Annotated in this window: 23 protein-coding genes; 14 read left to right on the top strand and 9 right to left on the bottom strand. The window is 67.6% G+C overall.

Annotated features, from left to right (window positions below; genetic code table 11):
• Positions 1 to 543, top strand: coding sequence for a methylamine dehydrogenase light chain (locus tag VGK20_02340; GenBank protein HEY2772872.1), 543 nt, complete (start codon positions 1 to 3; stop codon positions 541 to 543).
• A gap of 238 nt (positions 544 to 781) precedes the next feature.
• Positions 782 to 1144 carry a hypothetical protein gene (locus tag VGK20_02335; protein HEY2772871.1) on the top strand — a complete coding sequence of 121 codons (363 nt, stop codon included), beginning with the start codon at positions 782 to 784 and terminating at the stop codon, positions 1142 to 1144.
• Between the two features lie 51 nt (positions 1145 to 1195).
• On the opposite strand, the gene VGK20_02330 is transcribed toward VGK20_02335, so the two are convergent.
• The gene (locus tag VGK20_02330; GenBank protein HEY2772870.1) at positions 1196 to 2278 is read right to left on the bottom strand and encodes an MBL fold metallo-hydrolase; all 1083 of its coding nucleotides are present in this window, start codon (positions 2276 to 2278) and stop codon (positions 1196 to 1198) included.
• Between the two features lie 43 nt (positions 2279 to 2321).
• Positions 2322 to 3116, bottom strand: a complete 795-nt coding sequence (locus VGK20_02325; GenBank protein ID HEY2772869.1) for an SDR family oxidoreductase — start codon at positions 3114 to 3116, stop codon at positions 2322 to 2324.
• A 170-nt stretch (positions 3117 to 3286) separates the two neighbouring features.
• Here VGK20_02325 and VGK20_02320 point away from each other — a divergent pair, with 170 nt between their 5' ends.
• Entirely contained in the window at positions 3287 to 4186 is a 900-nt protein-coding gene (locus tag VGK20_02320) for an alpha/beta hydrolase (protein ID HEY2772868.1), read from the top strand.
• A gap of 4 nt (positions 4187 to 4190) precedes the next feature.
• Complete coding sequence (locus tag VGK20_02315) at positions 4191 to 4913, top strand: CDP-alcohol phosphatidyltransferase family protein (protein ID HEY2772867.1); 723 nt, start codon at positions 4191 to 4193, stop codon at positions 4911 to 4913.
• 8 nt (positions 4914 to 4921) lie between these two features.
• On the opposite strand, the gene VGK20_02310 is transcribed toward VGK20_02315, so the two are convergent.
• Entirely contained in the window at positions 4922 to 6433 is a 1512-nt protein-coding gene (locus tag VGK20_02310) for a cyclic nucleotide-binding domain-containing protein (GenBank protein ID HEY2772866.1), read from the bottom strand.
• Positions 6434 to 6643: 210 nt separating this feature from the next.
• On the opposite strand from VGK20_02310, the gene VGK20_02305 reads away from it, so the two are divergent.
• Positions 6644 to 7417, top strand: a complete 774-nt coding sequence (locus VGK20_02305) for an SDR family oxidoreductase (GenBank protein HEY2772865.1) — start codon at positions 6644 to 6646, stop codon at positions 7415 to 7417.
• 24 nt (positions 7418 to 7441) lie between these two features.
• On the opposite strand, the gene VGK20_02300 is transcribed toward VGK20_02305, so the two are convergent.
• The 4 genes from VGK20_02300 to VGK20_02285 are packed head-to-tail and all read right to left on the bottom strand — an operon-like array spanning position 7442 to position 11301.
• Positions 7442 to 8362 carry a VOC family protein gene (locus VGK20_02300; GenBank protein HEY2772864.1) on the bottom strand — a complete coding sequence of 307 codons (921 nt, stop codon included), beginning with the start codon at positions 8360 to 8362 and terminating at the stop codon, positions 7442 to 7444.
• Positions 8347 to 9099 carry a dockerin type I domain-containing protein gene (locus tag VGK20_02295; GenBank protein HEY2772863.1) on the bottom strand — a complete coding sequence of 251 codons (753 nt, stop codon included), beginning with the start codon at positions 9097 to 9099 and terminating at the stop codon, positions 8347 to 8349. Before VGK20_02295 ends, VGK20_02300 begins: the two co-directional genes overlap by 16 nt.
• Positions 9100 to 9124: 25 nt before the next feature.
• Positions 9125 to 9952 (bottom strand): acyl-CoA thioesterase domain-containing protein, encoded by an 828-nt coding sequence (locus VGK20_02290; protein HEY2772862.1) that lies wholly within the window; start codon positions 9950 to 9952, stop codon positions 9125 to 9127.
• On the bottom strand, positions 9949 to 11301 hold the full coding sequence (locus VGK20_02285; protein ID HEY2772861.1) for an aminotransferase: 1353 nt from the start codon (positions 11299 to 11301) through the stop codon (positions 9949 to 9951). The genes VGK20_02290 and VGK20_02285 overlap by 4 nt, the downstream gene beginning before the upstream one ends.
• An 84-nt stretch (positions 11302 to 11385) precedes the next feature.
• Between VGK20_02285 and VGK20_02280 the strand changes: the two genes are divergently transcribed.
• The 3 genes from VGK20_02280 to VGK20_02270 are packed head-to-tail and all read left to right on the top strand — an operon-like array spanning position 11386 to position 14446.
• Positions 11386 to 12306, top strand: coding sequence for a hypothetical protein (locus VGK20_02280; GenBank protein HEY2772860.1), 921 nt, complete (start codon positions 11386 to 11388; stop codon positions 12304 to 12306).
• Positions 12303 to 13250 (top strand): histone deacetylase, encoded by a 948-nt coding sequence (locus tag VGK20_02275; GenBank protein ID HEY2772859.1) that lies wholly within the window; start codon positions 12303 to 12305, stop codon positions 13248 to 13250. Before VGK20_02280 ends, VGK20_02275 begins: the two co-directional genes overlap by 4 nt.
• Positions 13247 to 14446: a hypothetical protein gene (locus VGK20_02270; GenBank protein ID HEY2772858.1), complete on the top strand. Its 1200-nt coding sequence runs from the start codon at positions 13247 to 13249 to the stop codon at positions 14444 to 14446. The genes VGK20_02275 and VGK20_02270 overlap by 4 nt, the downstream gene beginning before the upstream one ends.
• A 75-nt stretch (positions 14447 to 14521) precedes the next feature.
• Here the strand turns inward: VGK20_02270 and VGK20_02265 are convergent, their stop codons facing one another.
• Positions 14522 to 15502 carry a nitronate monooxygenase family protein gene (locus tag VGK20_02265; protein ID HEY2772857.1) on the bottom strand — a complete coding sequence of 327 codons (981 nt, stop codon included), beginning with the start codon at positions 15500 to 15502 and terminating at the stop codon, positions 14522 to 14524.
• A gap of 548 nt (positions 15503 to 16050) precedes the next feature.
• Here VGK20_02265 and VGK20_02260 point away from each other — a divergent pair.
• From VGK20_02260 to VGK20_02235, 6 genes are all read left to right on the top strand, one after another.
• A complete protein-coding gene (locus VGK20_02260) occupies positions 16051 to 17733 on the top strand; it encodes a DUF1329 domain-containing protein (protein ID HEY2772856.1) in 1683 nt (560 codons plus the stop codon).
• Positions 17734 to 17754: 21 nt separating this feature from the next.
• Positions 17755 to 17967: a hypothetical protein gene (locus VGK20_02255; GenBank protein ID HEY2772855.1), complete on the top strand. Its 213-nt coding sequence runs from the start codon at positions 17755 to 17757 to the stop codon at positions 17965 to 17967.
• Positions 17968 to 18002: 35 nt separating this feature from the next.
• Positions 18003 to 21167, top strand: coding sequence for a hypothetical protein (locus VGK20_02250; protein HEY2772854.1), 3165 nt, complete (start codon positions 18003 to 18005; stop codon positions 21165 to 21167).
• 55 nt (positions 21168 to 21222) lie between these two features.
• On the top strand, positions 21223 to 21546 hold the full coding sequence (locus tag VGK20_02245) for a hypothetical protein (protein ID HEY2772853.1): 324 nt from the start codon (positions 21223 to 21225) through the stop codon (positions 21544 to 21546).
• Positions 21547 to 21548: 2 nt separating this feature from the next.
• On the top strand, positions 21549 to 22505 hold the full coding sequence (locus VGK20_02240; GenBank protein ID HEY2772852.1) for a hypothetical protein: 957 nt from the start codon (positions 21549 to 21551) through the stop codon (positions 22503 to 22505).
• 134 nt (positions 22506 to 22639) lie between these two features.
• Positions 22640 to 23824 carry a cache and HAMP domain-containing protein gene (locus VGK20_02235; GenBank protein HEY2772851.1) on the top strand — a complete coding sequence of 395 codons (1185 nt, stop codon included), beginning with the start codon at positions 22640 to 22642 and terminating at the stop codon, positions 23822 to 23824.
• Positions 23825 to 24076: 252 nt separating this feature from the next.
• Here VGK20_02235 and VGK20_02230 read toward each other — a convergent pair whose 3' ends face one another.
• On the bottom strand, positions 24077 to 24679 hold the full coding sequence (locus VGK20_02230; protein HEY2772850.1) for an SgcJ/EcaC family oxidoreductase: 603 nt from the start codon (positions 24677 to 24679) through the stop codon (positions 24077 to 24079).
• Position 24680: the final 1 nt, after the last annotated feature.

Genomic DNA, 24680 nt, shown 5'->3' with positions numbered 1-24680 from the left:
ATGAACGACAAAGCAGCAGCAAAACGACTGGATGCGTGGATGGAGCAGGCAAGCCGGCATCTGGCGCGCGCGTCGTCCAGGCGCGGGTTTCTCGCGCGAGTCGGGGGGCTTCTCGTCGGTGGTGCGGCGTTGCCGCTGCTGCCGGTCGCACGAATCGCCGACGCGGCGGAGTCCCGTGCCCCGGCTCCGGGCGAGTCCGGCGATCCGCGCGATTGCCAGTACTGGCGCTATTGCGCGATCCACGGCTACCTGTGCTCCTGCTGCGGCGGCTCGGCCAACGCGTGTCCGCCCGGTACCGAGATGTCGCCGATCACGTGGCTCGGCACCTGCCGCAATCCGGTCGACTCGAAGGAATACGTGATCGCGTACAACGACTGCTGCGGCGCTTCGCTGTGCGGGCGCTGCCTGTGCAGCCGTACCGAAGGCGAGCAGCCGATCTACGATACTTTCCGCAACAACGACCTGCTCTGGTGCTTCGGCACCCAGAGCCGCGCCGTGCACTGCAGCGTCTCGGTGGTGGTCGGCCTTGCGACGAAGACCTGATCCCGGCGGGGTGCGAACACACGATGCGCGGCGCACGCGAATCGCTACAGCGCGGGTCGCCCGCGCTGCCGCTTTTGTTTCGCGACACACCTTGTCTCTGCGCACCACGTCGCTTGCCGCGGTATCACTCGCAGCAGCGACCGCCTGGGTTGCATCATCCGTATCGCCTGCGCTGGCTCAGGGCGTCAGCTTTTCCGCACCTGGCCGCGTTCCCCGCGCCCAGGACAGCGCGATCGGAATGAAAAGCAGCGGAGATCCTGCTCTCGACTACCTGCTCAATTGCCAGGGCTGCCACCAGGCGCAAGGTACCGGCCTTGCCGGCGCGGTGCCCCAGCTGAAGGACAACGTCGCACGCCTCGTGACCGTTGCCGGCGGACGCGAATATCTCTGCCGAGTGCCCGGCGTAGCGCAGTCCCGCCTGGACGATGCTGCCGTTGCCGCCCTTCTCAATTGGCTGCTGGCGTGGTTCGACAAGGAGCACCTTCCCGCCGATTTCCAGCCGTTCACGGCCGCCGAAGTGGGACCGTGGCGAAGAAATCCGCTCGTCGAAGCGTCCAAGGTACGCGCAGGGCTTCTGGCGAGCATCTCGCAAGCACACTGATGCCGGTGCGGGCAACCGCGACATCGCAGCAGCGCAGCGCGAAGCCGCTTGCTACTCCACGTGACCGGTCTCGATCTGTTTGCCGCCCGCCGGCAACGTGACGAGCAGCCCGTCGCGCGAAACGACGACTCCGCTTGGCCGCACGTCGGAGACGCCGCGCAGGAAGATGCGCTCGAGAATGGGATTGGTCGGAGGCGGAGTCAGGTGGTACAGGACGAGAAGGCCTGCGCCTGCTTCGTTCGCTTCCTGGGCGGCCTCGACCGGAGAGGTGTGGTAGTTCGGGATGTCGTGCAGGATGTGCGCGTACTGGGTTTTTCCCGCTGCCGTCGCCTCTTCCTGCAGAATATTCACGATGAAGTTGGCTTGCGCCTCGTGGAACAGCACGTCGACGTTCTTGCTCGCCGCCACCAGTGACGGAGTCGGCTTGGTGTCGCCGCTGATCCCGACGGAGCGTCCCTTGTAATCGAAACGATAGCCGACGGCCGGCTTGACCGGTGCATGGTCGACATGGAACGCGTGTACGACCAGGCCGTTCTCCTCGAGCACGACGGTGCCCGCGGGATTCTTGTCATCGATATCGAAAGGATGCGCTTCCATCAGCCCCTTGGCCGGATTCATGACCTCGGGGCCGTGGTGCGCCGTGCGATAGCCGCGGTCGAGCTCGTAGGCGAGGGTGAAGCCGTCGACCACCTTGTCGACGCCTGGCGGACCGAAAACGCGCAGCGGCCCCGGCCGGCCTGCCCCCCACGTCTGCAAGTTGAACTCGCCGAGGTCGCCGATGTGGTCGGAGTGGTAGTGCGTGAAGAAGACTGCGCCGACCTTGTCTCCCGGGATGCGCCACAGCGCGAAGTTGTCCCAGGCGTTCGGGCCGGTATCGACGACGTAGAAACGGCCGCCGGCAAACACTGCGACGCAGGCGCCGGCGCGGTCGTGGTCGGGCATCGGTGAACGCGTGCCGCACGCGAGCACCCGCAATGCGTCGTCCTGGAACAGGTAATCCCGCGACGTGGTCAGCACCTTTCGCGCCATGCGGTGCACGATCGCGTCCTGCAGCGGGATGACGCGCGTGATCGCGATCGCGAAACCGAAGCCAAGGAAAACGATGGCTACGAGGAGCTGGACGAGGCGTCGCATCACTGGGGGTCCCTCCGCCCCCGCAGATGTGGGGCAGCGCTTGTTACCAAGCGGTGTAGCCGCCGTCCACCGGAATCACCGATCCGGTGACGTAGCTGCTCGCGGGAGAGGCCAGGAACAGGCAGGCCGTGCGCAATTCTCCCTCGTCGCCGATGCGACCCATCGGATTGCCCGAAGCCATGCGCTCCTCGATGCTCTCGCGAACGAGGCTTTCCTGCGTCATCTCGCTCGGGAACCACGCCGGGGCGATCGCATTGACGGTGATCGACTCGCGCGCCCACTCGACGGCGAGCTGCCGCGTCAGGTTTTCGCTGCCGCCCTTGCTCGCGGCATAACTGGCGACGCGAAACAGCGAGCTGCCGAGGCGGCCGAAGATCGACGTGACGTTGATGATGCGCCCGCCGCCGGCCGCCGCGCGCATCTGCATCGCGGCGAGAAGGCAGCACTGGAATACCGCGGTCATGTTGAGGGCGACCGTGCGGTCCCAGTCCTCCGGCCATTGTTTCTCGGCACGGCCGGTCGGAGCCAGGCCGGCGTTGTTCACCAGCACCCAGGCCGGGCCCAGCGCAGCACGCGTGCGCGTGAACGCTGCCGTCAGCGCTTCGCGATCGGTGATGTCCACTTCGACTGCGATCGTCTTCACGCCGTAACGGGCTTTGAGTCCCGCCGCGACTTCATCGAGCCGGTCGCCGCGCCTTGCGAGCAGGGCGACATCGGCGCCGGCGCAGGCCAGCGCATCGGCGAACTCGATGCCGAGTCCCGAGGAGGCGCCGGTGACGATCGCGACACGACCGTGAAGGCCGAAGAGCTGTTCGATGGACGTCGCGGAAAGGGCCATGGTCCGACCTTAGCGGACGACCACCATGCTGTCACGGTCGCCTGATGCTCCACCGGCCCGCGTCGCCGTCCCGCGCGGGCGCGGCCGATCACCCGTCGCGATCGCAAGCTCAGCCGCCGCCGCGGCCGCTTGCACCGCCCGAGGGAGGTGCGACAACCCGCCGGCCTGCAATGACTGCTGCGATGGAGCGCCCCTGGTTTTCCGACCGCCGCGACAAGCGCATCCGCGTCGGGAAAATCCATCTCCACGTCACCGACTGGGGCGGTCATACGAGCGACGACTGCATCGTCTTCGCGCATCCCACCGGTTTTCTCGGCGCCGTCTGGAAGCCGCTGCTCGTGCGGCTGCGCGCCCTCGGTGTCACGTCGCGCTTCCTTTCGTGGGACCAGCGCGGCCACGGCCTGTCGTCCAAGCCGGACGACGACTATGCGTGGGAGCAGTTCGTCGTCGATGCGACCGAGCTTTTGAGGATTCTCGGGATCGAGCGTGCACTCGGCGTCGGGCATTCGGCCGGAGCGACGACGCTGGCCGGCGTCGCCGCAGCCGAGCCGAAGTTTCTGTCGCGCCTGGTTCTCATCGACCCCGTACTGTTCCACCCGGAGATGGCGCGGATGATGAAAGAGGCGGGAGTGCAGAATCCGATGGCGGCGCGTACGCGCACCCGCCGCGTGGTCTGGCGCTCGCGCGAGCAGCTCTTTCATTCGTTCCGCCGCCGCGAGCCGTACTCGACGTGGACCGACGAAGCGTTGCATGCGTACGTCGACGAGGGAACGTTCGACAGGCCCGACGGCGAGGTCGAGTTGCTGTGCCCGGCGCGCGTCGAGGCCCAGGTGTATTCGGCGGCCTCGGATTTCGATGCCTATTCGATCCTCGGCCGCGTCCAGGCGCCGATGCTGCTCGTGCGCGGCGAGTCGAGCACTACGCTCGACGAGCCGCGGGCGCGGCGCGCCGCCGAGGTCGCCCCTCGCGCGCGGCTGGTGACGGTACCCGGCACGACGCATTTCATTCCGATGGAAAAGCCCGACGAGGTTGCGCGCCTCATCGTTGCCGAGATCGGCGAGGGAGCGTAGGACGATGGCCGTGGACAAGGGCGAGGCGACCATCGGGTTTTCCCAGCTGCTTTTCGCGTTCGCGGTGCACGCGTACACGGCGTTCGGCGCCGTGCTCGGGTTCGTCGCACTGGCTGCGGCGTTCCGCGGCGATTACGCGACGACGTTCTGGATGCTCGCGATCGCATTCGTCGTCGATGCGACCGACGGTACGCTCGCGCGGCGGGCGCACGTCAAGCACGTCGTACCGTGGATCGACGGCACCCTTCTCGACAACATCATCGATTACCAGAACTACGTCATCGTCCCCGTCGCCGTCCTGATCCAGCCCGGCATTCTTCCGCCGGGCACGCAGTGGATGGCGCTGCCGGTGCTCGTCGCCAGCGCCTACGGCTTCTCGCGCACCGACGCGAAGGGTTTCGTCGAGCACTATTTCCAGGGATTTCCCTCGTACTGGAACGTGCTCGTGTTCTATTACGTGGTGCTCGGCACCAACGCGTGGGTCAACCTCGCGTTCCTCGTGTTCTTCCTCGCGATGGTGTTCGTGCCGATGCGCTGGCTGTACCCGAGCCGCATGGAAAAGGGCCGCGCTGCGGCGGTATGGCTCGGGGTGCTGTGGGGCGTGATGGGAATCTGGCTGATTTTCCAGCTCCCGAAACCTTCGCCTCTGCTGGCATGGGCGTCGCTGTTCTACCCGGCCTACTACACGGCCGCGTCGTTCGTCTACGACATGCGCAGCCGCGGCTGAGCCGGCCCTCAGCTCTCGTCCAGCCCGAAGAAATGTCCGATGCGGCGCAGCAGCGCCGAGCTCTGGTGCGTGGTGCGCACCTCGTCGCGCGTGGCCGGAAGATCGCGAAGGAACTGCTGGGTGTTGCGCGCCCTCGTTTCGAGCGCCGCCGACAGGCCCGGAAGGATTCCGGCATCGGCCGTCAATACCGGCGCAAAGGATTCCTTGCTGACGACGACCACCTCGGTTTCGTCGTCGGCGACGATGGACGCGGTGCGCGGCTCTCCGGTCAGCAGGCTCATCTCGCCGAAAAACTCCCCGCCTTCCATCGTGGCGATGGTCGTGGGCGCCGCGCCTTCGTGGATCTTGTCGATGCGGACCTTGCCGGCGCGGATCACGAACAGCGACTCACCGCGGTCCCCCTGGCGCACGAGCGTTTCTCCCTTCATGAACACCTGCAGCTCGGCGCCCGCGACCAGCATCTCGATCTGCTCGTTGTTGAGCGGCGTGAACACCGGCAGCGGCCTCAGCACCGAGAAGATCTCGCGGCGCCGGTCCTCGGCAGCTTTCTTCTCCTGCTCGTCGGAGGCCGTGCGGATCGTGACGTCGCGGGTGGGGAACGGGATCGACAGGTTGTTGCGCCTCAGCTCGTACCAGCAGCGAGAATAGACGTCGTCGGTGATCTGCAGCAGGCGGCTGTAGTCGGTGATCCAGAAGCGCACGTCGTAGAGGATCTGCGACTCGTCGAACGATTTCACGAGGACCTCCACCGGCGGGTTGCTGGTGACCTCCGGACACGAAGACGCCGCGCGCGCGAGCGTCGCCTTGACGACGCCCGGCGGATGCCGGTACGCGACGCCGACGTAGGAGTGCGCCCGCTGCAGCGTGCTCGGCCGCGAGAAGTTGATGACCTCCGTCTTGGCGACCGTGGAGTTCGGCACCAGCACCTCGTGGCGGTCGCGCGTCAGCAGCGTCAGCGTCCTCCAGTTGAGCTGGGTAACGACGCCCTCGTGGTTTCCGATCGTCAGCCAGTCGCCGACGTTGAACGGCCTCTCGAGCTGGACGCCGAGGCCGGCGGCGATGTTGGCCAGCATGTCCTGGATCGCCAGGCCGATGACCGCCGACACGACCGTGGACGTGACCAGCAGGCCGCTCAGTTCCATCCCGAAGATGTACTTGAGCACCGAGATCGCGACGCCGATGAGCGCGATGAGCTTGAACAGGTCGACGGCCAGCCGCGGCACGAGCACGTGGCGACGGCGACTGAGGAACCAGTCCCAGAAAATGAGGTCGACGAGGCGCAGCACCGTGGCTGCGCCCGACATCAGCGCGATCGCGGCAAGAGCCTGCCGCGCGCCCGCCTCGAACTGCATCCCCGAGCCCTGCACGGCGATCCAGGCGCCGAGCGAAAGGCCGGTCAGCACGGCCCAGATGCGAAGGCGGCGCAGCGAGCCGAAACCGCGCAGCACCGCCACCAGCGCCGCGGCGATGACGGCGAACAGCGGCGCCAGCAACAGACGTTCGAAGAATTGAAGCTCCACGGGTCGTTCTCGGGCAGGCGGTCGTTCCTGCGACCCGCGCTGCAGGCCGGCGCGCATTCTTGCTTGCGCGCCGCCATCGGTCTACCGCTGGCCGTTCGCAGCCGCCCCGGACCGCCCGCTCCATGCCTGCGGCCGGCCGGCGGTCATTCGCGCAGCGGGCGCCCGTGGCGAAGTGCCGAAGCCGGCCGCGCGCGCAAAAGGAGCAGCACCATGTGTCGTCTCGAAGGGAAAATCGCGTTGATCACGGGCGGAGCCTCCGGCATCGGCCTGGCCACGGCCCGGGAGTTCCACGCGGCCGGCGCCCGCCTGGCAATCGCCGATGTCCGCGACGCCGACAGCGTCGCCCGGGAGCTCGGCGCCATCGCGATCCGCGTCGACGTCACGCGTCCCGACGAGGTTGAAGCGATGGTCGCGCGTACCGTCGACCACTACGGCCGCATCGACGTCCTGTTCAACAATGCCGGGATCGAGAAGCACGGGCCGCTGGCGGCGATGGACCTGGCCGAGCATCGTCGCGTCATCGACGTCGACCTGAACGGCGTCTATTACTGCCTCCAGGCGGCGATCCGCGCGATGGCGAACAACGACGGCCCGGCGCGCGGCTCGATCATCAACACGGCATCGGTGGCGGGATTGATCGGTGCACCGGGACTGTCCAGCTACAACGCGGCCAAGGGCGGTGTCGTGCTGCTGACGAAAGTCGGTGCGCTCGAAGCCGCGCCTCTCGGCATTCGCGTCAACGCCGTGTGCCCTGGCGTCATCCGCACGCCGATGGCCGAAGGGTTCGGCGACGGAAGCATGGGCCCCTACACCATCGAACAGTTCGCCCAGCGCGTACATCCCCTCGGGCGCCTCGGCGAGCCCCACGAAGTGGCCAAGCTCGTGACGTTCCTGGCCAGTGACGATGCGTCGTTCATTACCGGCGCCGCCATCCCGATCGACGGCGGAATGACCGCGGGCCCGGGAGTCTCCCTCGGCGCCTGACGTCGCGGCGGCCCAGGGACGCTGTCACTGCTTGGATTCGGGCAGCTCGATCATCAGGGTCGGAACGCCGAGAGTCCCGCTGCGCACGGTGAACACGCGCGTGTCGGGGCGGCGGCCCGTCCGCACCTCGGAGACCTCAAACCCCTCGCGTTCGAGACGCGCGTGGGTTGCCTCGATGTCCCGCACTCTCCACGTCAATCCGTAGAGCCGGTCTTCGCCCGGCCCTGCGCTTGCGCCGGGAAACACCGAAGCCGCCGCGCCGCCGCCGAGCGCAGCGGCCACCTCGACCGTCACGCCGCCGATGCGGAAGAACATCAGCCGCACGCCCCACTGCGGAAACTCGCGATCGACGGCGAGGCGAATGCCGAGGGCATCGCCGTACAGCCGCCTGGCCTCTTCGGGCTGCACCGTCTGGACCACGATGTGATCGACGCCGTGAATGCACGCGCGCTCGTCGCCGCGCGGCGGCATCGTCGGCAGCTCGTCCGACGAGGGATCGTGCGCGATCGGGAACAGCAGCACTCCGCGAGTGCGGTGAGGCGGGATCGCGATGCGGCGCCATTGCCGCTGCGCGCCGGAGCGCGAGTCGCGTCCATGGCCGCCATCGACCGGCCCGGGCTCCAGCCCGCTGTCCGCGAGCCGCTGCCGGCACGCGTCGATGTCTGCAGCGCCGAATGCAAGACCGAGCAGGCCTTCGCCCTTTTCCGCGATCCACGCACGAAGAAGCCGGGAGCGAATGCCGTCGCCGGAGGCCGCGAGAATCTCGACGTAGCAGTTTTCGAGGCGAAAAAGCGCATTTGCGGTGCCGAGATCGGGATGGAAACCGCGCCACGACGGATCGCGGCCGAGCAGGCGGGCGAGGTCTCGCGACGCCGCATCGAGGTCTTTGGCCGTGAAGATGACGTGGTCGAGGCAATCGAGCATGCGCGTCAGGCGGCAGGACACGACGGCGTCGTATCCTGCCCCACGGCCGTCTTCAGGATCGCCAGCGCATCGGCCGCGAGCACGTGGCCGTCCCCGTTGAAATCGCAGCGATCGACGGGACAGTCGGCCGATCCGACGGCAGTTTTGAGAGCGGCCAGTGCATCGCTCGCAGTGACGTGGCCGTCGCCGTTGGCATCGCCGCAGAGTGCAGCCGCAGAACCGAATTCGAGGTCGTCGAGTATGCCCTGCACTCCGTCGCTCGTGACGACGACGCGCACGATGCCGGACGCGTCGATCGCGAGCGGCTGCATCTGGTCGCTCGCCTGGACGGAATCCGTGCCGAGGGACTGGTCTCCCGCGTCGAACGCCTCGATCGAAATCGTCGAGAGCTGGTAGTCGCCGACCTCGATGGCGACGTGAGCAACCGGCGGGTCGAAAAGAAGAGTTTCCGGAAGCACGGGCGCTCCGCCGTCGGCGAGGGTTCCCTGCTTGTTGAACGCGAGGAAATTCGGCGCGCTGAAACCCGACACGCCCGGCGCCGAAGCGTCGTCGAGAATCGCGACGCCGTTGTCTCCGGGCGCCGTGAACGTGACTCCGAGGGCGGCGTACTTGTCGCGCAGCGCATTCGTATCCGAAAACGCGAACGGCGCATCCGCATCGTCGAAGTCGATCACCTGCGTCGCGGCCGCCGCAGGACAGGCGGTGGCCAAGGCCAGGGCGAACGGGAGCGCGAGGCGTATCGAGCGGCTTGGCGGCATCGCCAGGAAGCTTCGCCTGCCGCAGTCAGGGAGGCAAACGGACCAGCGCTTCCTGGGCGACGGTTGCGACGTGGAGTCCGTCCTCGTCGAACACGTGCCCGATGGCCAGCCCGCGGCCTCCCGCGAAATTGTGGCAGGACACGTCATGGAGGTGCCAGCGGTCGGCGCGAACCGTGCGGTGGAACCAGACTGCGTGGTCCAGGCTCGCGTTGAACGGGTGGGTGCCGGTGCTCTCGAGGTAGCGCCTGGCATCGGGCCACGCGCGGATCACGGCCTCGCACGGAAGGTCGTCGGAGAGGTAGGCCAGCGCGCAGCGGTGCAGCAGCTCGTCGCCACCAAAATCGCCGGTGGCGCGCATCCATGCGGCAACGCGGCCGATTCCTCCCGTCGCGGTCGCCGGAAGCAGCGTTTCGGGAACATAGCGCCTGTCGAAGAGCGAGCTCCACGTATCGCTCGCAATCGAAGCGGGCATCGCGTGGGCGGCCGGAAACGACAGCGTCTGGATGTCGGGGCTGTCTTCGGTGCGATGAAACGATGCTTCGAGGTTGAGGATCGCTTCGCCGTGCTGGCTCGCGACGACGCGGCGAGTCGCAAAGCTGCGTCCGTCGCGGATGCGGTCGACCTCGTAGCGCACCGGCTCGGCATTGTTGCCGCGACGGATGAAATAGGCGCGGAGCGAATGCGGAAGCAGCCCGTCGGCCGTGCTGTGGGCAGCGGCGCGCAGGGCCTGCGCGACGATGTGGCCTCCATAAAGGCCGCCCCACGGGTACTGGAGACCCTGCCCGACGTAATCGTTGGCGCTGCCGGGTGCCAGCTCGAACAAGGTCGCGAGATTGTCGCCGGGCTCATTCATCCCGCGCTCTCGCCGGTCGCGAGGCGATCGAGGGTGCATTGCAGAGCGGCGAACAGGAAATCGATTTCGTCGCGCGCGATCACCAGCGGTGGTGCCAGCGCGACGAGATCGCGGATGCCGCGGACGATGATGCCTTGCGAGCGCGCGATCGCCGCCGCCCGGATACCGAGCGCCGCCGGTGTATTCTGCGCGGGCGGCCGCACGAGCTCGATCGCGCCGATCAGGCCGAACCCGCGCACCTCCGCGACTGCCGGATGTGCCGCGAGCGATGCGAGCTTGTCCTGGAAGTAAGGCCCGACGTCGTCGCGAACTCGCTCGACCAGTTTTTCGCGCTCGAGGATCTCGATGTTCGCGAGCGCGGCGGCTGCGGCGACGGGGTGGCCGCTGTAGGTGAATCCGTGCGCGAGATAGCCCGCCTGCGAAAGCGTATCGGCGATGCGGTCGCAGACGGCAGTCGCGGCCAGCGGCACGTAGCCGCTGGTAATCCCCTTGGCCATCGTCACGAGGTCCGGCTCGAGGTCCCACAGCGTGGACGCGAACCATGCACCGAGGCGACCGAACGCGGTAATCACTTCGTCGGCGACGAAAAGAATGTCGTGCCGGCGGCACAGCTCGCGAAGCGCGCGCAAGTGACCGGGCGGCGAGACGATGACGCCTCCGGCTCCCTGCACCGGCTCGGCGAACAGCGCCGCGATGCTCCCGGCGCCTTCGCGCTCGATGATGCGTGCTGTCTCCTCGAGGCACCACGCCGCGTACTCTTCGTGCGAAAGCGACGATCCGGCGCCGTACGCGTACGGTGCCGGCACTTCGAGGAATCCCGTCAGCGGCAGATCGAAAGGATCGCGGCAGCTCGCCAGGCCGGTCATGCTCGTCGTCGCGAGGCAGACCCCGTGATAGGAAAAGCTGCGCGACAGGATCTTCGACTTCTCCGGCGTGCCGCACGCGTGATGCCAGGCCCGGATGAGCTTGAGCGCCGTCTCGTTGGCTTCCGATCCGGAGTTCGAAAAGAACACGCGCCCGATCCCGCGCGGTGCCAGCGACGCCAGTTTCTCGGCGAGAAGGATCGCCGGCTCCGTCGTCGAGTTGAAGAACGACGGGTAGTACGAAAGCTCGAGGATCTGGCGGTGAACGGCATCCGCGATCTCGCGGCGCCCGTAGCCGACGTTCACGCACCAAAGGCCGGCCAGTCCGTCGAGAAGGCGCCGCCCGCTCTCGTCGATGACGTGGCAGCCCTGCGCGGACTGGATCACATGGGTGCCGTCGCGGTGAAGCTCTTCATGATCCGTGAACGGATGGATCAGGAAGGCCGCGTCCTTGCGTCGCAGCTCCGAAAGGGTCGCAGCGTCCACCGTCGCGTTAGAGCACAAGAAAAGCGGAGCGGCCAGCTACCCGGGCGTCTTTACGAGCGCGTCAAAACGCGACACCGTAGAGGCATGGTGCCCGGACCTTTCGAGCCGTTCGCGCGCGATCTCGCACCGGGCGAGCGTGCCATGACCGTCGGGGCGTGGTCGTCGCTTTCGCTGGAAACCATACGCGAAGGCTCGGGCGAGTCGTTCGAAGAGGCGTGGGGGCGCCTGTGGCGCGAGTTCGGCGAGCGCGGCGAAATGGAAAGCCGCCAAGTCCTCGCGCGACGCCTCGCGCGCGATCCTCGTCGTCCGACCGCCGCGGGGCTCGGGCTGCTGTACGAGCTCTTCGCGGTGCGCGCCGAGGGACGCCTGGTGGCAGTGCGCGACCATACCGCGATCGTCGTGCCGCGTCGGAGCGCTGCCGCTGGGCCACTCGCCGTCGTGCACCTGTCTCACATCGTCATCGAGGAAGAATGGCGAGGGCGTGGGCTTGCCGCGCCGCTGCGCGCGCTGCCGGTCGATGCAGCCAGAAAGGCGCTCGCGGCGGCGGGAGTGCCGGATACGGATGCCGTTCCAGTCACGCTCGTCGCCGAAATGGAAACGGGCGACGACCGCGAAGCCGCGCGTCGCCGCCTGTCGTACCTTCGGGCGGGCTTTCGCATGGTCGATCCGCGCGTCGGGTACCTTCAGCCGGATTTTCGCGCCGAGGACGCCATCCGCCAGGCAGGACCGCGCCCGGTGCCGCTTGCGCTCGTCATCCGGCGAATCGGACGCGAACAGGAAGAGTCGATCGACGGCGCCGAGCTGCACGGCCTGGTCGATGCGGTGCACGCGATGTTCGCGGTCGATGTCTGCGAACAGGCGATGCGGCCGGTGCGGGAAGCGGCGGCGCGAATGCCCGGTCGCGGCGAAAAAGTCGCGCTTCTCGGCCTGGACGCAGCGGCCGAAATTCCCCGCAGCGCCGTGGCCGTCGACGCTGCCGCCGCCGCGTCGAAGCAGGTGCGATGAAGATCGGCGTTTTTCACCATCCCGGCTTCGCGGCGCCGATCGGACAGCACGTGATGCCGATCGACAAGTTCGCGCGCGTCGCCGAAGCGCTGCGCGGACAGGCGCGCTGCGAGATCCTCGAGCCGGCGCCGCTGTCGCCGCACCAGCTCCTGCGCGTCCACAGCCACGAGTACGTCGATGCGATCCGCAGCGGAGAGCCGAGGCCACTGGCCGAGTCGCAGAAGTTCCCGTGGTCGTCCGCGCTGTACGACTCCGTGCTGCTGACCGGCGGCGGACTCCTGGCCGCGGCGGCGCTCGCGCTCGATCGCGGCGTTGCCGGCGCCCTGGCCAGCGGCTTTCACCACGCCCACGCCGATCACGGCGAAGGCTTCTGCACGTTCAATTCGCTGGTCGTCGCGGCCGAGGCCCTGAGGGCCGGCGACGAAGTCGGAGGCCGCCGGATGCGGCGCATCGACAGGATCGCGGTGCTCGATCTCGACCTGCACTACGGCAACGGCACCGCGTCCCTGGCGCGATCGCGTCCATGGCTCTTCAACCTGTCGATCTACGGCAACGACTACGATGCGAACACTGCGTGGCGCGACGTTTCCACGAAGCGCCACGAAGACGGAGCCAACCATCGCTCGATCGCGCTTGCCGCCGGCGCGGGGCGCCGCGAGCTGCTCGAAGCGATGGAGGCAGGTTTTGCGCTGCTCGCGAAGTGGGGCCGGCCGGACCTGCTCCTGTATCAGGCCGGCGCCGATCCTTACCGCGAAGACCCGTATTCTCCACTGGATCTCGATCACGACGACCTTCTCGCGCGTGATCGCCGTGCGTTCGAGTATGCGAAAAGCAACGCGATTCCCGTCGCGTGGGTGCTGGCCGGCGGTTACACGGCCGACGTTTCCAAGGTCGTGCGCGTGCACACGAACACCTTTGTCGCCGCCGGCGAGGTGTTCCCGTGATCCTCGGCAAGCGGGTGCGGCTTTGCCTGAAGGACCTGTATCCCCAGGACATCGTCGAGATGATCGAGCGCGAAACGCGGCGCTACGAGCTCATCGACATCCAGCATCCCGACCACCCTGATTTCCGGCGCGCGTTCGTGATCCTCGACGATGTCTTCGGCCCTCCCGGCGAGATGGAGCCCGAGAGTGCGATCCGCCGTTTCCTGCTCGACGACGCGTACGAGCCGCTGCCCTCGGGCACCTTCATCCGCTATTTCCTGGTCGTCGCGAAGGACACGGCGGGAAACCTGCGCGGAGTGCGCGACGGCTCGGTGATCTACAACCCGAAGTGGGCGCCCGACCTCTGCACCATCTATCTCTCGCACATCTACGTGCTTCCGGAGGCACGCGGGACGGTGCTCACGTACTGGCTCCGCATTGCGCCGGTCGAGCTGGCCATCGAATACCTGTTCCAGCTCCAGCAACGGGGACTCGCGGCGCTTCCGCGGCCGGACCAGCCGGGAAAGTACTTCGGCGTCAAGCTGAACCTGGCGGCCGAAATGGAATACTTCTCCCCGGACGACCAGCTGTCGCTGCAGCGAATCCTGTTCTACGGACGCGGCGGTTTCGACGCGATCGATCCGCGGCATTTCCCGTATCGCCAGCCGGATTTCCGTCCCCATGACGTCATCGAGGCGACCGGGCCCCGGCCGCTGCCGTTCATGCTGCTGCTGAGAAGAATGGGTCGCGAACGGCAGGCGAGGCTTCCGCTCGACGAAGCCATGTTGACGATGCGGCTGCTCTACGACGAGTTCGCGTGCTTCTGCTCGCCCGCGCAGCTGCGCAGCAGCCTCGATCTCGTGCAGCTCAGGCTCGACGAGCGCCGGAGAAAGGGACGCACCGACGTCGCACTGCTGCCGCTGCCGACGGGGGCGAAAAATCTCTCGCGTATCCGCCGCCTGTTCCGCTACGACATCCTGCGGCGCTATTACTCCGACCTTTCCTCGACGCGTGACTACGTTGCCAGGGTGCACGCGCTCGTGGCCGCCAATCCGCGCTGGCTCGACGACAACCTGGCGGAGATCGCCGCTACTCTCGAGCAGTCGGCGCATTTCGTCTACGGCTCGCGCGACAAGCGCTACGAGATCGACGCCATCCCTGCGCTGCTGGCAGAAGTCGAAGAAGAAGCCGCGAGCGAGCCGCGCTCTCCGTCCTGAAACGTACGCGCGAGGCCGCGGAACCTTTGCCGCAAAACGTGCAGCGCGGCCGCCGATGTCCGGAGAAGGCGCCGCCTACGCGAGCGCCGCCATCATCGACCCGAGCCGCGCGCGGATGATCTCCTCGGCCTCGCGCACGATGCGGTGGACGAGCTCCTCGACCGTAGGCACGTCGTGGATCAGGCCCTGGATCAGCCCGGCCGACCAGATGCCCATCTCCGGATCGCCGACTTCGTAGACCTTGCGCCCGCGCGAACCGGCCACCAGCTCGCGGACGTCGTCGAACTTCGCTCCCTGTCGCTCCAGCGCGACGACCTGCTGGCTCACGCTGTTCCTGGCCACGCGTGCGGTGTTGTGCATCGTGCGGAAGATCAGGTCGGTCGCCCTCTCGTCGTTGGCGACCATCTGCTGCTTGACGGTGTCGTGGATCGGCGCCTCGCGCGTCGCGCAGAACCTCGTGCCCATGTTGATTCCGTCGGCGCCGAGCGCGAGCGCGGCGACGAGCCCGCGTCCGTCGCCGAAGCCTCCCGAAGCGAGCATCGGCACCTTCACCTTGTCGGCGGCCGCAGGAATCAGGATGAGCCCGGGAATGTCATCCTCGCCCGGATGACCCGCGCACTCGAATCCGTCGATCGAGATTGCGTCGACTCCCATTCTCTCGGCCGACAGCGCATGGCGCACCGCCGTGCACTTGTGAATGATCTTGATGCCGTGCTTCTTCAGCTCGTCGACGTGCTCCTGCGGCTTGTAGCCTGCGGTCTCGACGATCTTGATGCCGCTGTCGATGATCGCGTGGCGATACTCGGCATACGGCGGCGGCTTGATCGCCGGAAGGATCGTCAGGTTCACGCCGAAAGGCTTGTCGGTCAGTTCGCGCGTGCGCCGGATCTCGGCGACGAGCGCTTCCGGGCTCGGCTGGGTCAAGGCCGTGAGGAAGCCGAGGGCTCCGGCATTGGCGACTGCCGCGACCAGCTCGGCGCGGCCTACCCACTGCATTCCTCCCTGTGCGATCGGATGCTCCACGCCGAACATCTCGGTGAAACGGGTCTTCAGCATGGGTCGGTCCCTTCCTTCTTGCGCGGCGGTCCCGCCGCGATGCTCGCGCGGCGGTCGCTGCGGAGTTGTCGCGAGTCGGCCGCTGCGGCGGCGGGCGCTCGCTAGCAGCAAAGGCCGGTCGGGTCGACAGGCCTCGGGCGAGCCCTTCCCGGCAGGGGCGTCGCCAAGGGCGCGAAGGGCGTTCCGGGGGGCAGACCGCCGCGCGGACCCGCCCGCAAAAGGCTCGTACTGAAGGGATCCAAAAAGCAGCGGAACTTTTCGATGAAATGCGGGAAAAGCCGCCTTTTTTCATTGCATCGCGGGTGTCGGAGTCGTAGGTAGCGGGCGGTTCAGGGGGCTCGGGGGACGAGCCTGGGGCGGGAATCGCTGGCCGACATGGCTGGTCCTCTCTTTGTGGTTGCTGATCGATCGTCATCGGTCGCACCATCGCGCCTCGATTTCGCCCTTGTCGGGGGTGTGGACAGCGTTCCCGCAAAACGGGATCGCTCCGCAGGACGGCGGAGACGACGCTTCCGCCGAGCGAAACGCGAGCGAGGAAGACGACAGCCTTGAAACTCCTGCCTTGCAGCGACGGTCCTTCGCTCGTGAGATCCGGCCTTTGCGCCGTGCTTCTCGCCGCCGCTCCCGTGGTCCTCGCCCAGGAGACCGGCGGCGCGCCGAAGGCCGGCACCGCGCCGACCGAGCAGGACTACGACATGCTGAGGAAGCTCCTCGGCGTGCAGGCGCCGCCGACACGTGAAGCCGCACCGCCGCCGGCGGCCGCACCAGCGCCGCAAGTGGAGCCGCAGCCTTCGGTCGTCGTTCCTGAGCCGGGCGTCGAGCAGGAGCCGGGGCCGTCGAGAAAAACTCCGTACCCGAAGGCAAGGCCCAAGCCGCGGCCGCTTCCGGTGGCGCCTACGCCGTCGCGAAGGGCTCCCGAAGAGGCTGGCAGGCCGAGTGCCGCGCCGGCGCCCGCTGTTGCAGCAACGGCGCCCGCTCCCGCGTTCATCTCGCCCGACGTGCCGCCGCCTGGAACGGTCGTCCAGAGCAGTAACCTCGATCGCTGGAAGGATTTCATCAGCCCGTCGATCGCATGGGCCGTGCGGCGCGGCGCCAAGCTCCCGGTGGTCGCGAACGAGCCGATCCCGATGGAGCCCGCGCGCGCCGAGGCGACGCAGCGCTACAGCCCCCAAGTGCGACTGTCCGACGACAAGTCGTACATGCTCGACTACGTCGCCGGCGTTCCGTTCCCGTTCGTGCAGACCGACGACCCCGACGCCGGCATCAAGATGATCCTCAACTGGGATGCGCGCGTCGTGAACGACGACTTCGACATCCGCAACTTCGGTTGCCAGACGGGGTCGATCGGCAGCAGCACGGGACCGACCGGCAGCAGCACGGGCTCGACCGGCGGCAACACCGGCATGGACGTCGAGCGCGCCTACATCACCGGCCATTTCCGTCGCCTGTACTACGTCTCGCGATTCTACAGCGACCCGAAGCCGACGTGGACCAATCCCGAAGGCATCCGCTACCGCGAGATGCTGCATCCGCTGCTCGAACCGTTCGACCTGAAGGGCTCGGGCTTCACGTACAACCGCTTCCTCGACCCCCGTCGCCAGGACGACTCGTGGCTGTATTTCCCTCAGCAGAAGCGCGTGCGTCGCCTGAGCACGGCACAGCGCTCCGAAGGCGTGTTCGGCCAGGACATCGACCTCGACAGCTACGGCGGCTACGGCGGAAACCCGGCGTGGACGCAGTGGCGCCTGCTCGGCACCAAGACCATCATCGCGACCATGCATGGCCGCAAAATGCCGGCCGAATGGCTGCCGCCGCCGAACGACTTCCTGCACGACGACACGTGGGAGCCTCGCGACGTGTGGGTCCTCGAAGGGCGCTCGCGACTGCCGGGGTACGCGTTCGGGAGCCGCGTCATCTACGTCGACCGCGAGTCGTTCATCATCCCGTACACCGAGATCTTCGACCTTCAGGGCAGGCTGTGGAAGGGCTTGGTCCAGGACTGGGTCTACCGGGACAAGGTGCGTCCGGAATCAAAATACAGCGTCCCGTACAAGCGCATCTTGCTCTCCGGAGTCGAGTTGTTCGATATGCAGCTCAATCACGCGACGCGTTGCCAATTCCCCGATGCATCGTTCAAGAACGAAGACGGCTGGTACATGAACGTCGGCGACCAGGAGGGCACCACCGAACAGGCTTTTGATGTCGCAAGTTTCATCGGGGAGGGGCGCTGACGCGCCGCCGAGGGACCGGTCATGAGCGATCCGAACATCGAGGTCCTGAAACGCCGGCTGGCCGAGAGCGAAAAGGCCGGGGCCGCGGAGATTGACACCGCGTTTGCACGGCTGGAAGAAAAGATCCTGCTACTGGTCGATACCATTGAGTCGGCGCATTCCGTGCGGCTCGAGGAACTTCGCCAGGAGGCGGCCCGCCTGGCGCTGCAGCGCGCGACGGGCGGAGAGTACTAGGCGGGAGCGTCGGCGCTGGCCGGACGAAGAGAGAGATGAAACTGGAGACACCGGAGCCGGCGCTGGCCACCGATGCGGTCCTCAACCGCATCGAGTCGGTCAAGCGCGACGCGGTTGCGTCGGTCGTCGCGCTGCGCGACGCGCTCCAGTCCCGCGTCGACCTCGTCAACCAGGCCCGCAACGATCTCACGCGTGCGCTCGAGAAGTTCGAGGAAGAGCGGCGCCTGTTCGACCTGCAGCGCGAAGAGCTCGAGCGTCGCGCCAGCCAGCCTCTCGATGCGGGAACGTTCGAGAAGCGCCTGATCGAGGAGCGCGATCATCTCGACGAAGAGCGCGCCCTGTTCGAAGCGGAGAAGAAGACGCTTCGCGAGCGTGCCACCAAGCGCTCCGACGAGCTCGCCGCGCGCGAGAAGGCCTACCAGGAAGCGCACGACAATCTCGACGAAGAGCTGCAGGGGCTGGCGCGCGAGAAGGCCGCCGCGCAGGCCCAGGCCCAGGCAACGACGCGTGAGATCGCGGCGCGCGAAGCGATGCTCGCCGCCGAGCGCGCACAGATCACGCGCGAGGTCGAAACCTTCCGTGTCGAGCGCGCGAAGCTCGAATCGCAGGACACCGAGCGCGCCGCGCGCATGGAGCTGCGCGAGCGCGAGCTCGAAGCCGGCAAGCTGATCCTCGGCGAGCAGCGTACCGAGCTCGAGGCGCGCCTGAAGGAAGCCGAGAGCCGCGAAGCGGCCAGCGCCCGCGCGTTCGCCCTGCGCAGCCGCGAGCTCGACGAGCGCGGCGCCGCGCTCGACATGGAGAAGAACTCCATCGCGCTCGAGCGCGCCAACCTGCGCAAGCAACATGACGAGGCGATGGCCACGGTGCAGTCGCGCCTGCAGGAGCTCGACGGCCGTCGGATCGTGCTCGAGAAGGAGCACCAGTCGCTGCGCGACACGCTCGCCACCGACGAGGAACGCGTCCGCGAGCTGGAGAAGGCCGTTCTCAAGGCCCAGGACGACTTCGCGAAGGACAGCGAGGCCGTCGAGGCCGAGCGCGCGCGCATCCGCGCCGAGCTCGACGCCCAGGCCATGGAGCTGAAGAGCCGCGAGCAGGGCATCGAGCGCGACCGTGAGCTGCTGGCGCGCGACCGCCAGGGCATGGAGAAGGACGCCCGCGAGCTGCGCGCCGATGCCGAGAGCAAGGTGCGCGCTGCCGCCGAGCTCGAAAAATGGCTCGCCGAGTCGCGCAATCGCCTCAACTCGGAGCTCGTCACGTTGCAGGGCGATCGCAGCAAGCACGCTGCCGCGGTCGCCAAGGCCGACGAGGAAGCCGCTGCGCGCATGCAGGCGATCGCGGCCGAGCAGGCCGACCTCGCCAAGAAGTCGAAGGAGCTCGAAGCCAGGCGCGACGAGCTGGCCATGAGCCTCGACGACAGGTCCGAGAAGCTCGATCGCCGTGAAGCCGAGCTCACGAAGAACGACCAGAAGCATCGCGCCGATCGCGAGGCGCTCGAGAGCGAGATCAAGGCCCTCGAAGAGCGCTCCAACGCCGCGGCCGCCGTCATCGCAGCGGGCGAAAGGGCGCTGGCCGAGCGCAAGGAAGAGCTCGCGCGCAGCCGCGAGGACCTCGCGCACCAGCGCCAGGACATCGAGGCCGAGTTCGCAGACCGTCGCACCGAGATCGCCGGGCTCGAGAAATGGCTTGCCGGGTCCCGCGCCCGCCAGGAAAAAGAGCTCAACGCTCTCGACGTGGCACGAGGCGAGCTTGCGAGCGACGTCGACAAAACGCGTTCGGCGCACGTGCAGAAAGACCGCGAGCATTCCGCGAAACAGGCGGAACTCGAGCAGGGCAGCAAGGACCTCGAGAAGCGCCGCAGCGAGCTGTCGGTCGACATCGAGAAGAAGGCCGCCGAGGTGGCCGCCCGCGAGAAAGCCGTCGCCGAGGCCGGCAGGAAGCTTGCCGACGACCGCGCGGCGCTCGAATCCGAGTTGCAGGCCCTCGAGCAGAAGACCGAGGCCGACGCTCGTGCGCTGGCCGCGCGCGAAAAGGATCTCGCGGATCGCCAGGCAGAGCTCGCGCGCGACCGCCAGGGCATCGAGGCCGAGCGTGGGCGCCTCGGCGCCGAGGCTGCGGCCAGGATGCAGGATCTCAAGGGCCTCGAGGGCTGGCTTGGCGACGCCCGCACGCGCCTGTCCGCGGACCGCACGGCGCTGGACGCTGCGCGTGTCACGTACGAGCAGACTTCCAGGGCGCACGATGAAGAGGCCGCCGAGCGCGAGAAAGCCGTCGCCGAGGCCGAAAGCGAGATCGATCGGCGTATTCGCGATCTCGAAGCGCGTCGCGACGAGATGGCGATGGACCTCGACGAGCGGACCACCGCGCTCGAGCAGCGCGAAGCCGAGCTCGGCCAGGCACTGGCCACGCTCAAGGCCGATCGCGGGGCGCTCGAAAGCGAGATCAAGGCGCTCGAAGAGAAGTCCGAGTCGACCACCCGGGAGCTGGCGGCGCAGGAACGCACCCTCGACGAGCGCCGCATGGAGCTTTCGCGCGAGCGTGACGGCATCCGCGCCGAGCGCCAGAAAGTCGAGGAAGCCGTCGCCGACCGCCTCGCGGAGATCGCGACTCTCGAAGCCTGGCTCGCCGACTCGCGGCGTCGCGCCGAGACCGAGAACACTCGTCTTTCGGCCGGTCTGGCCGATCTTGGCAAGCGCGACGAGGAGCTCGCCGCGCGCATGAAGAAGGCCGAGGAAGAGTGGGCTGCCACGCGCGCCAAGCTCGAGGAAGAGCGCAAGGCGATCGAAAACCAGTCCGTGGCCGCCAGGGAAAAACTCGTCGTCGGTGAGAAAGAGCTCGTCGAAAACCGCACGCGCCTGGAGCGCGACCGCAAGGCGCTCGAAGACGAAGTCGGCGCGCTGGAGAAGAAGGCCGACGAGCAGTCGCAGCGCTTCGCCGAGCAGGAAAGGCTGCTGCGCGAGGCCCGTACCGCCGTCACGCGCGAGCGCGAGAGCCTGCTCGACGACCAGCAGCAGCTCGAGTCGCGCATTGCCGCCAGGCGCAAGGAGCTTTCGGGCCTGGAGACCTGGCTCGCAGATTCACGCATCCGCCTGGAGGCCGCGCTGCGCGAGGTCGCCGAGGAGCGCGAAGACATCCGCCAGGATCGCATGAAGCTGCGCAAGCAGGCCGTGGCGAGCGCCACCGATTTCGGAGAAGACCTGTGAAGCAGGCGCCCGTCGCGGCAGATCTCGTCGCAAGGGCGTGGGGGAACGCGAGGAAATGAACAAGTCCATCGTCGAAGAGGTGATGAAGATCCGCGGCGTGCGAGGCGCGGCGCTGGTCGGGGAAAAGGGCGAGGTGGCGGGCTCCACGATCGGCGCCAAGGAGCTCAACGAGTTCTTCGGGTTGATGTTCAAGGTGGCGGTGGAGGGAAAAAACGCGACCGCCCTCGGCGAGGTCCGGCGCATGCTCGTGCGCACGAACAAGGACGAGGACCTCTCGCTGGTAATGAAGGACAAGCAGGCCCTTGCGATCGTTTCCGAGCGCTCGCGGCCTCAGAGTGAGCTGTTCGCCGAAGTCGGCGAGCTGCTCAAGAAGGGTTAGTCGTGCGTACGCTACTGAGAGATCTCGGGACCGTCAGCGGGGTGCAGTGTGCCTGCATCGTTCGCGGCGGCGAAGTGCTCGCGTCTTCGTTCGCCGACGGCGACAAGGTGGCGCAGGCTGCCAGCCTCGGCTTCGTTCGCGGCATCAGCGACGGCCTGGAGCTGGTCGACCGCCGCTTCGAAGAAATGGTCGTCGATTTTGCCGGCCGCTCGTTGATGGTCGCGCCGGTGGACAAGGACTTCGTGCTCGCGATGCTCGCAGCTCCGGATGCGAACACGCAGTTGCTGCGCGTCGTCATGGGCTCCTCGGTGCGCCAGTTGCGGCGCATGCACGACATTGCCGAGAAGCCCGAGCCGGCACCGGCCCAGCAGCCTGCCGCGGCCAAGCCCGCCGCCGGCCCTGCTCCGGCCGGCCAAGCCGCAGCCGCTCCGGCGGCAGCCAGGCCGGGCGTCCCCGTACCTCCTCCGCCGCCCGGGAAGCCTCAGCCCGCCGCTCCGCCGCCGCCTCCCCAGGCCGCGGCCAAGCCTCAGCCGACCGGAAGACCGCCGCAGGCTCCGCCTCCGGGTGCCCCGCCCCAGGCTGCCAAGCCGGCGCCGCCTCCTCCGCCGCCGCTCAAGGGACAGCAGCCGCCGGGCCGCCCCGGTGCTCCCGCTCCTGCGGCATCGGCCGCGCCGCCGCCGCCGAAACCGGGCGCGAAGCCCGAGCCTGCACCCGCGGCCGCCAAGGTTTCCGACAAGGATGCCGAGCCCATTCTTCCCCAGGTTCTCGCGCTGCTGACCGAGTACATCGGTCCGGTCGCGCGCGTCAGCTTCAAGCGCGGCGTGACGCGCTGGCGCGAGACCAGTACGCCGACTGTCGGCACTCTCGGCGAGCTCGCCAAGATCCTGGCAGCAGATCTTTCGAGCGACAGCGAGAAAAAGGCGTTCCTCGATGCAGTGGAGCGGCTGAGGGGGAGCTGACGCTCCCGCCGGGCGAGGGAGCCCGTGAAACCGCATCGCGTCAAGTGTATGAGATAAGGGCCTGAGAAGAGGGCCCTCCCCCTATCGGGGAGGTCAGGCCGACCTCAGCGAAGCCAAGGAGCGATGTTTAGTTCATGAGCAGTATGCGCAACAAGCTCGTGTTGGCATCGGCCGCCGTCACGCTGCCTCCCCTCATCGCCCTGGGGTGGTACGGTGGCAGCCGAATCGAGCGTGTCCTTCGGCAGGACGGCCTGCATTCGCTCGAAGTCCGCATCGCGGGCATCTCCGCTCAGATCGAACGCTACCTGGCCGGCGTAGACGGAGACCTGCTGCTGCTGGCCGACACGCCGGCCCTCGCGCAGTACCTGCTCGCGTCCGACAGCGGCGATACGACGCTGATCGATGCCACGCGCAAGAACCTCTCGCTCGCGTTCGTCCGCCTCTCGGAAATCCGCGGCAACTATTACCAGATCCGCTACTTCGACAGTTCGGGCGCCGAACGGCTGCGCGTCGATCGCGACAAGGACGTCACCGTGGTGGTCGCGCCCGACAAGCTCGAGACGCGCCGGGCCACTCCCGATTTCGCCGCGGCGCTCAAGCTGCCCAAGGGCGAGGTGATGATCTCGCCGGTCGAGCTCAATCGCGAGAAGGGAACGCTCGAAGACAAGCCGCGGCCGGTCCTGCGTTACAGCACGTCGGTGTTCGACAATACGTCGCGGCGCCGCGGCGTCCTCGTGATCGGCGTTGCGATGGACCCGGTGCTCCAGATGGTCGCGGCCGCGCCCGAAGCCGGTGAGACTCTACTCGTCACCGATCCCGGCGGCGCTTACCTGAGCCATCCCGAGCAGAAGAAACTGTTCGGCAGCGAGCGCGACCTCGCAACCGGCGAGAACCTCACCAAGGACTCCCCGGAGCTCGGACCGAAGATCCTGGCCGCCACCGACGTGTTCAAGGACGAAGGTGCCGAGCTGCTGACGCTGGCCAAGCCGATTCCGATTCCCGGAGTGCCGCACGGCGGGCTCGGCTTCCTCGTCGACCAGATGCCGACGTCGATCCTCTACGCGAAGGCTTCGGAGCTGAGGACGGTCTTCAACTGGCTGACGGTGATGGCGCTCGCGCTGGCGCTGGCATTCGGTCTGATCGTCGCGCAGTGGGTGACGGGCCCGATCGTGACGCTGACTGAGGCGGTGGATCGCATGAGCAAGGGCGATCTCGACTCGCCGATCGCCTCCGTGTCCGATGACGAGACCCAGAAGCTCGCGAACGCCGTCGAGCGGCTGCGCAAGTCGATGAAGCTCATGCTCGACAAATACTCCTGAGCGCGGGGCCGGACGCGGATAAGGGGCCATCTGCGGCGTTGCGCCGCTTCGCTCGCTACAGCGTACGGGAAGTACGCTTTCGCTCGCTCACGCGGGCGCTGCCTTGCATCTGGCCCCTTCTCCGCGCCCGGCTCGCAGATGCGCGCTTCGAGAGCCGCCCACTCGCGTCGAGGACCGCTCGGCAATTGCGCAAAAAGAAACGCCGCGGAGATTTCTCCGCGGCGTTTTCTATTTGCTCGCGAGGCGAAGGGGTTACTTCTTCGCCGGGGCGGGTTCGGCCGGGGCTGCAGCTGCGGGCGCGGCCGCGGCGGCGGCGGTTTTGGGCTTGTAGGGCAGCACGGTCGGGATCATCAGGCGGCTGGCGGCGATCGACCAGTTTCCGCGTTCGAGGATCAGCACCGAGGTCAGCATGCCTTCGCGCGGCGGGATTGCGGTGCCGTCGGGAAGCACGGCGCCGGACAGCTCGTACGTGCCGTCGACGAGCGCGACGGTGTCGGCCATGATCCATACCGAGCGCACGGTGAGCTTGAGCGTCGAATTCTTGAAGACGCTGGAGTGCTGCTTCTGCAGCAGTGCGGTCACTTCGTCGCGGCCCTTGGCGATGGTTCCGTCGGGCTCGACGTGGTCGCCGTCGATGGCCCAGTGCGAGGCCATCGCCTTGACGTCGTGCTTGTTCCACTCCTTGACGAAGTTGTCGTAGAGCTCGCGGATGTGTTTCGTGTTCTTGACGTCGGCCGTGGTGCCGCCGCCGAGACCGAAAGCATGGGCGGGAGTCGCGGCCAGCGGCGAAAGGCCGAGGGCAACGACGAAACCGGAAGCCAGCAGAATGGATTTGCGGGTCGTGAAGTGGCTCATG

This window comes from Candidatus Binatia bacterium (assembly GCA_036493895.1).
Taxonomy (GTDB): Bacteria; Desulfobacterota; Binatia; order UBA1149; family CAITLU01; genus DATNBU01.
Note: the sequence above shows the minus strand (reverse complement) of the source record. Positions and strands in the feature narration are given on the sequence as shown.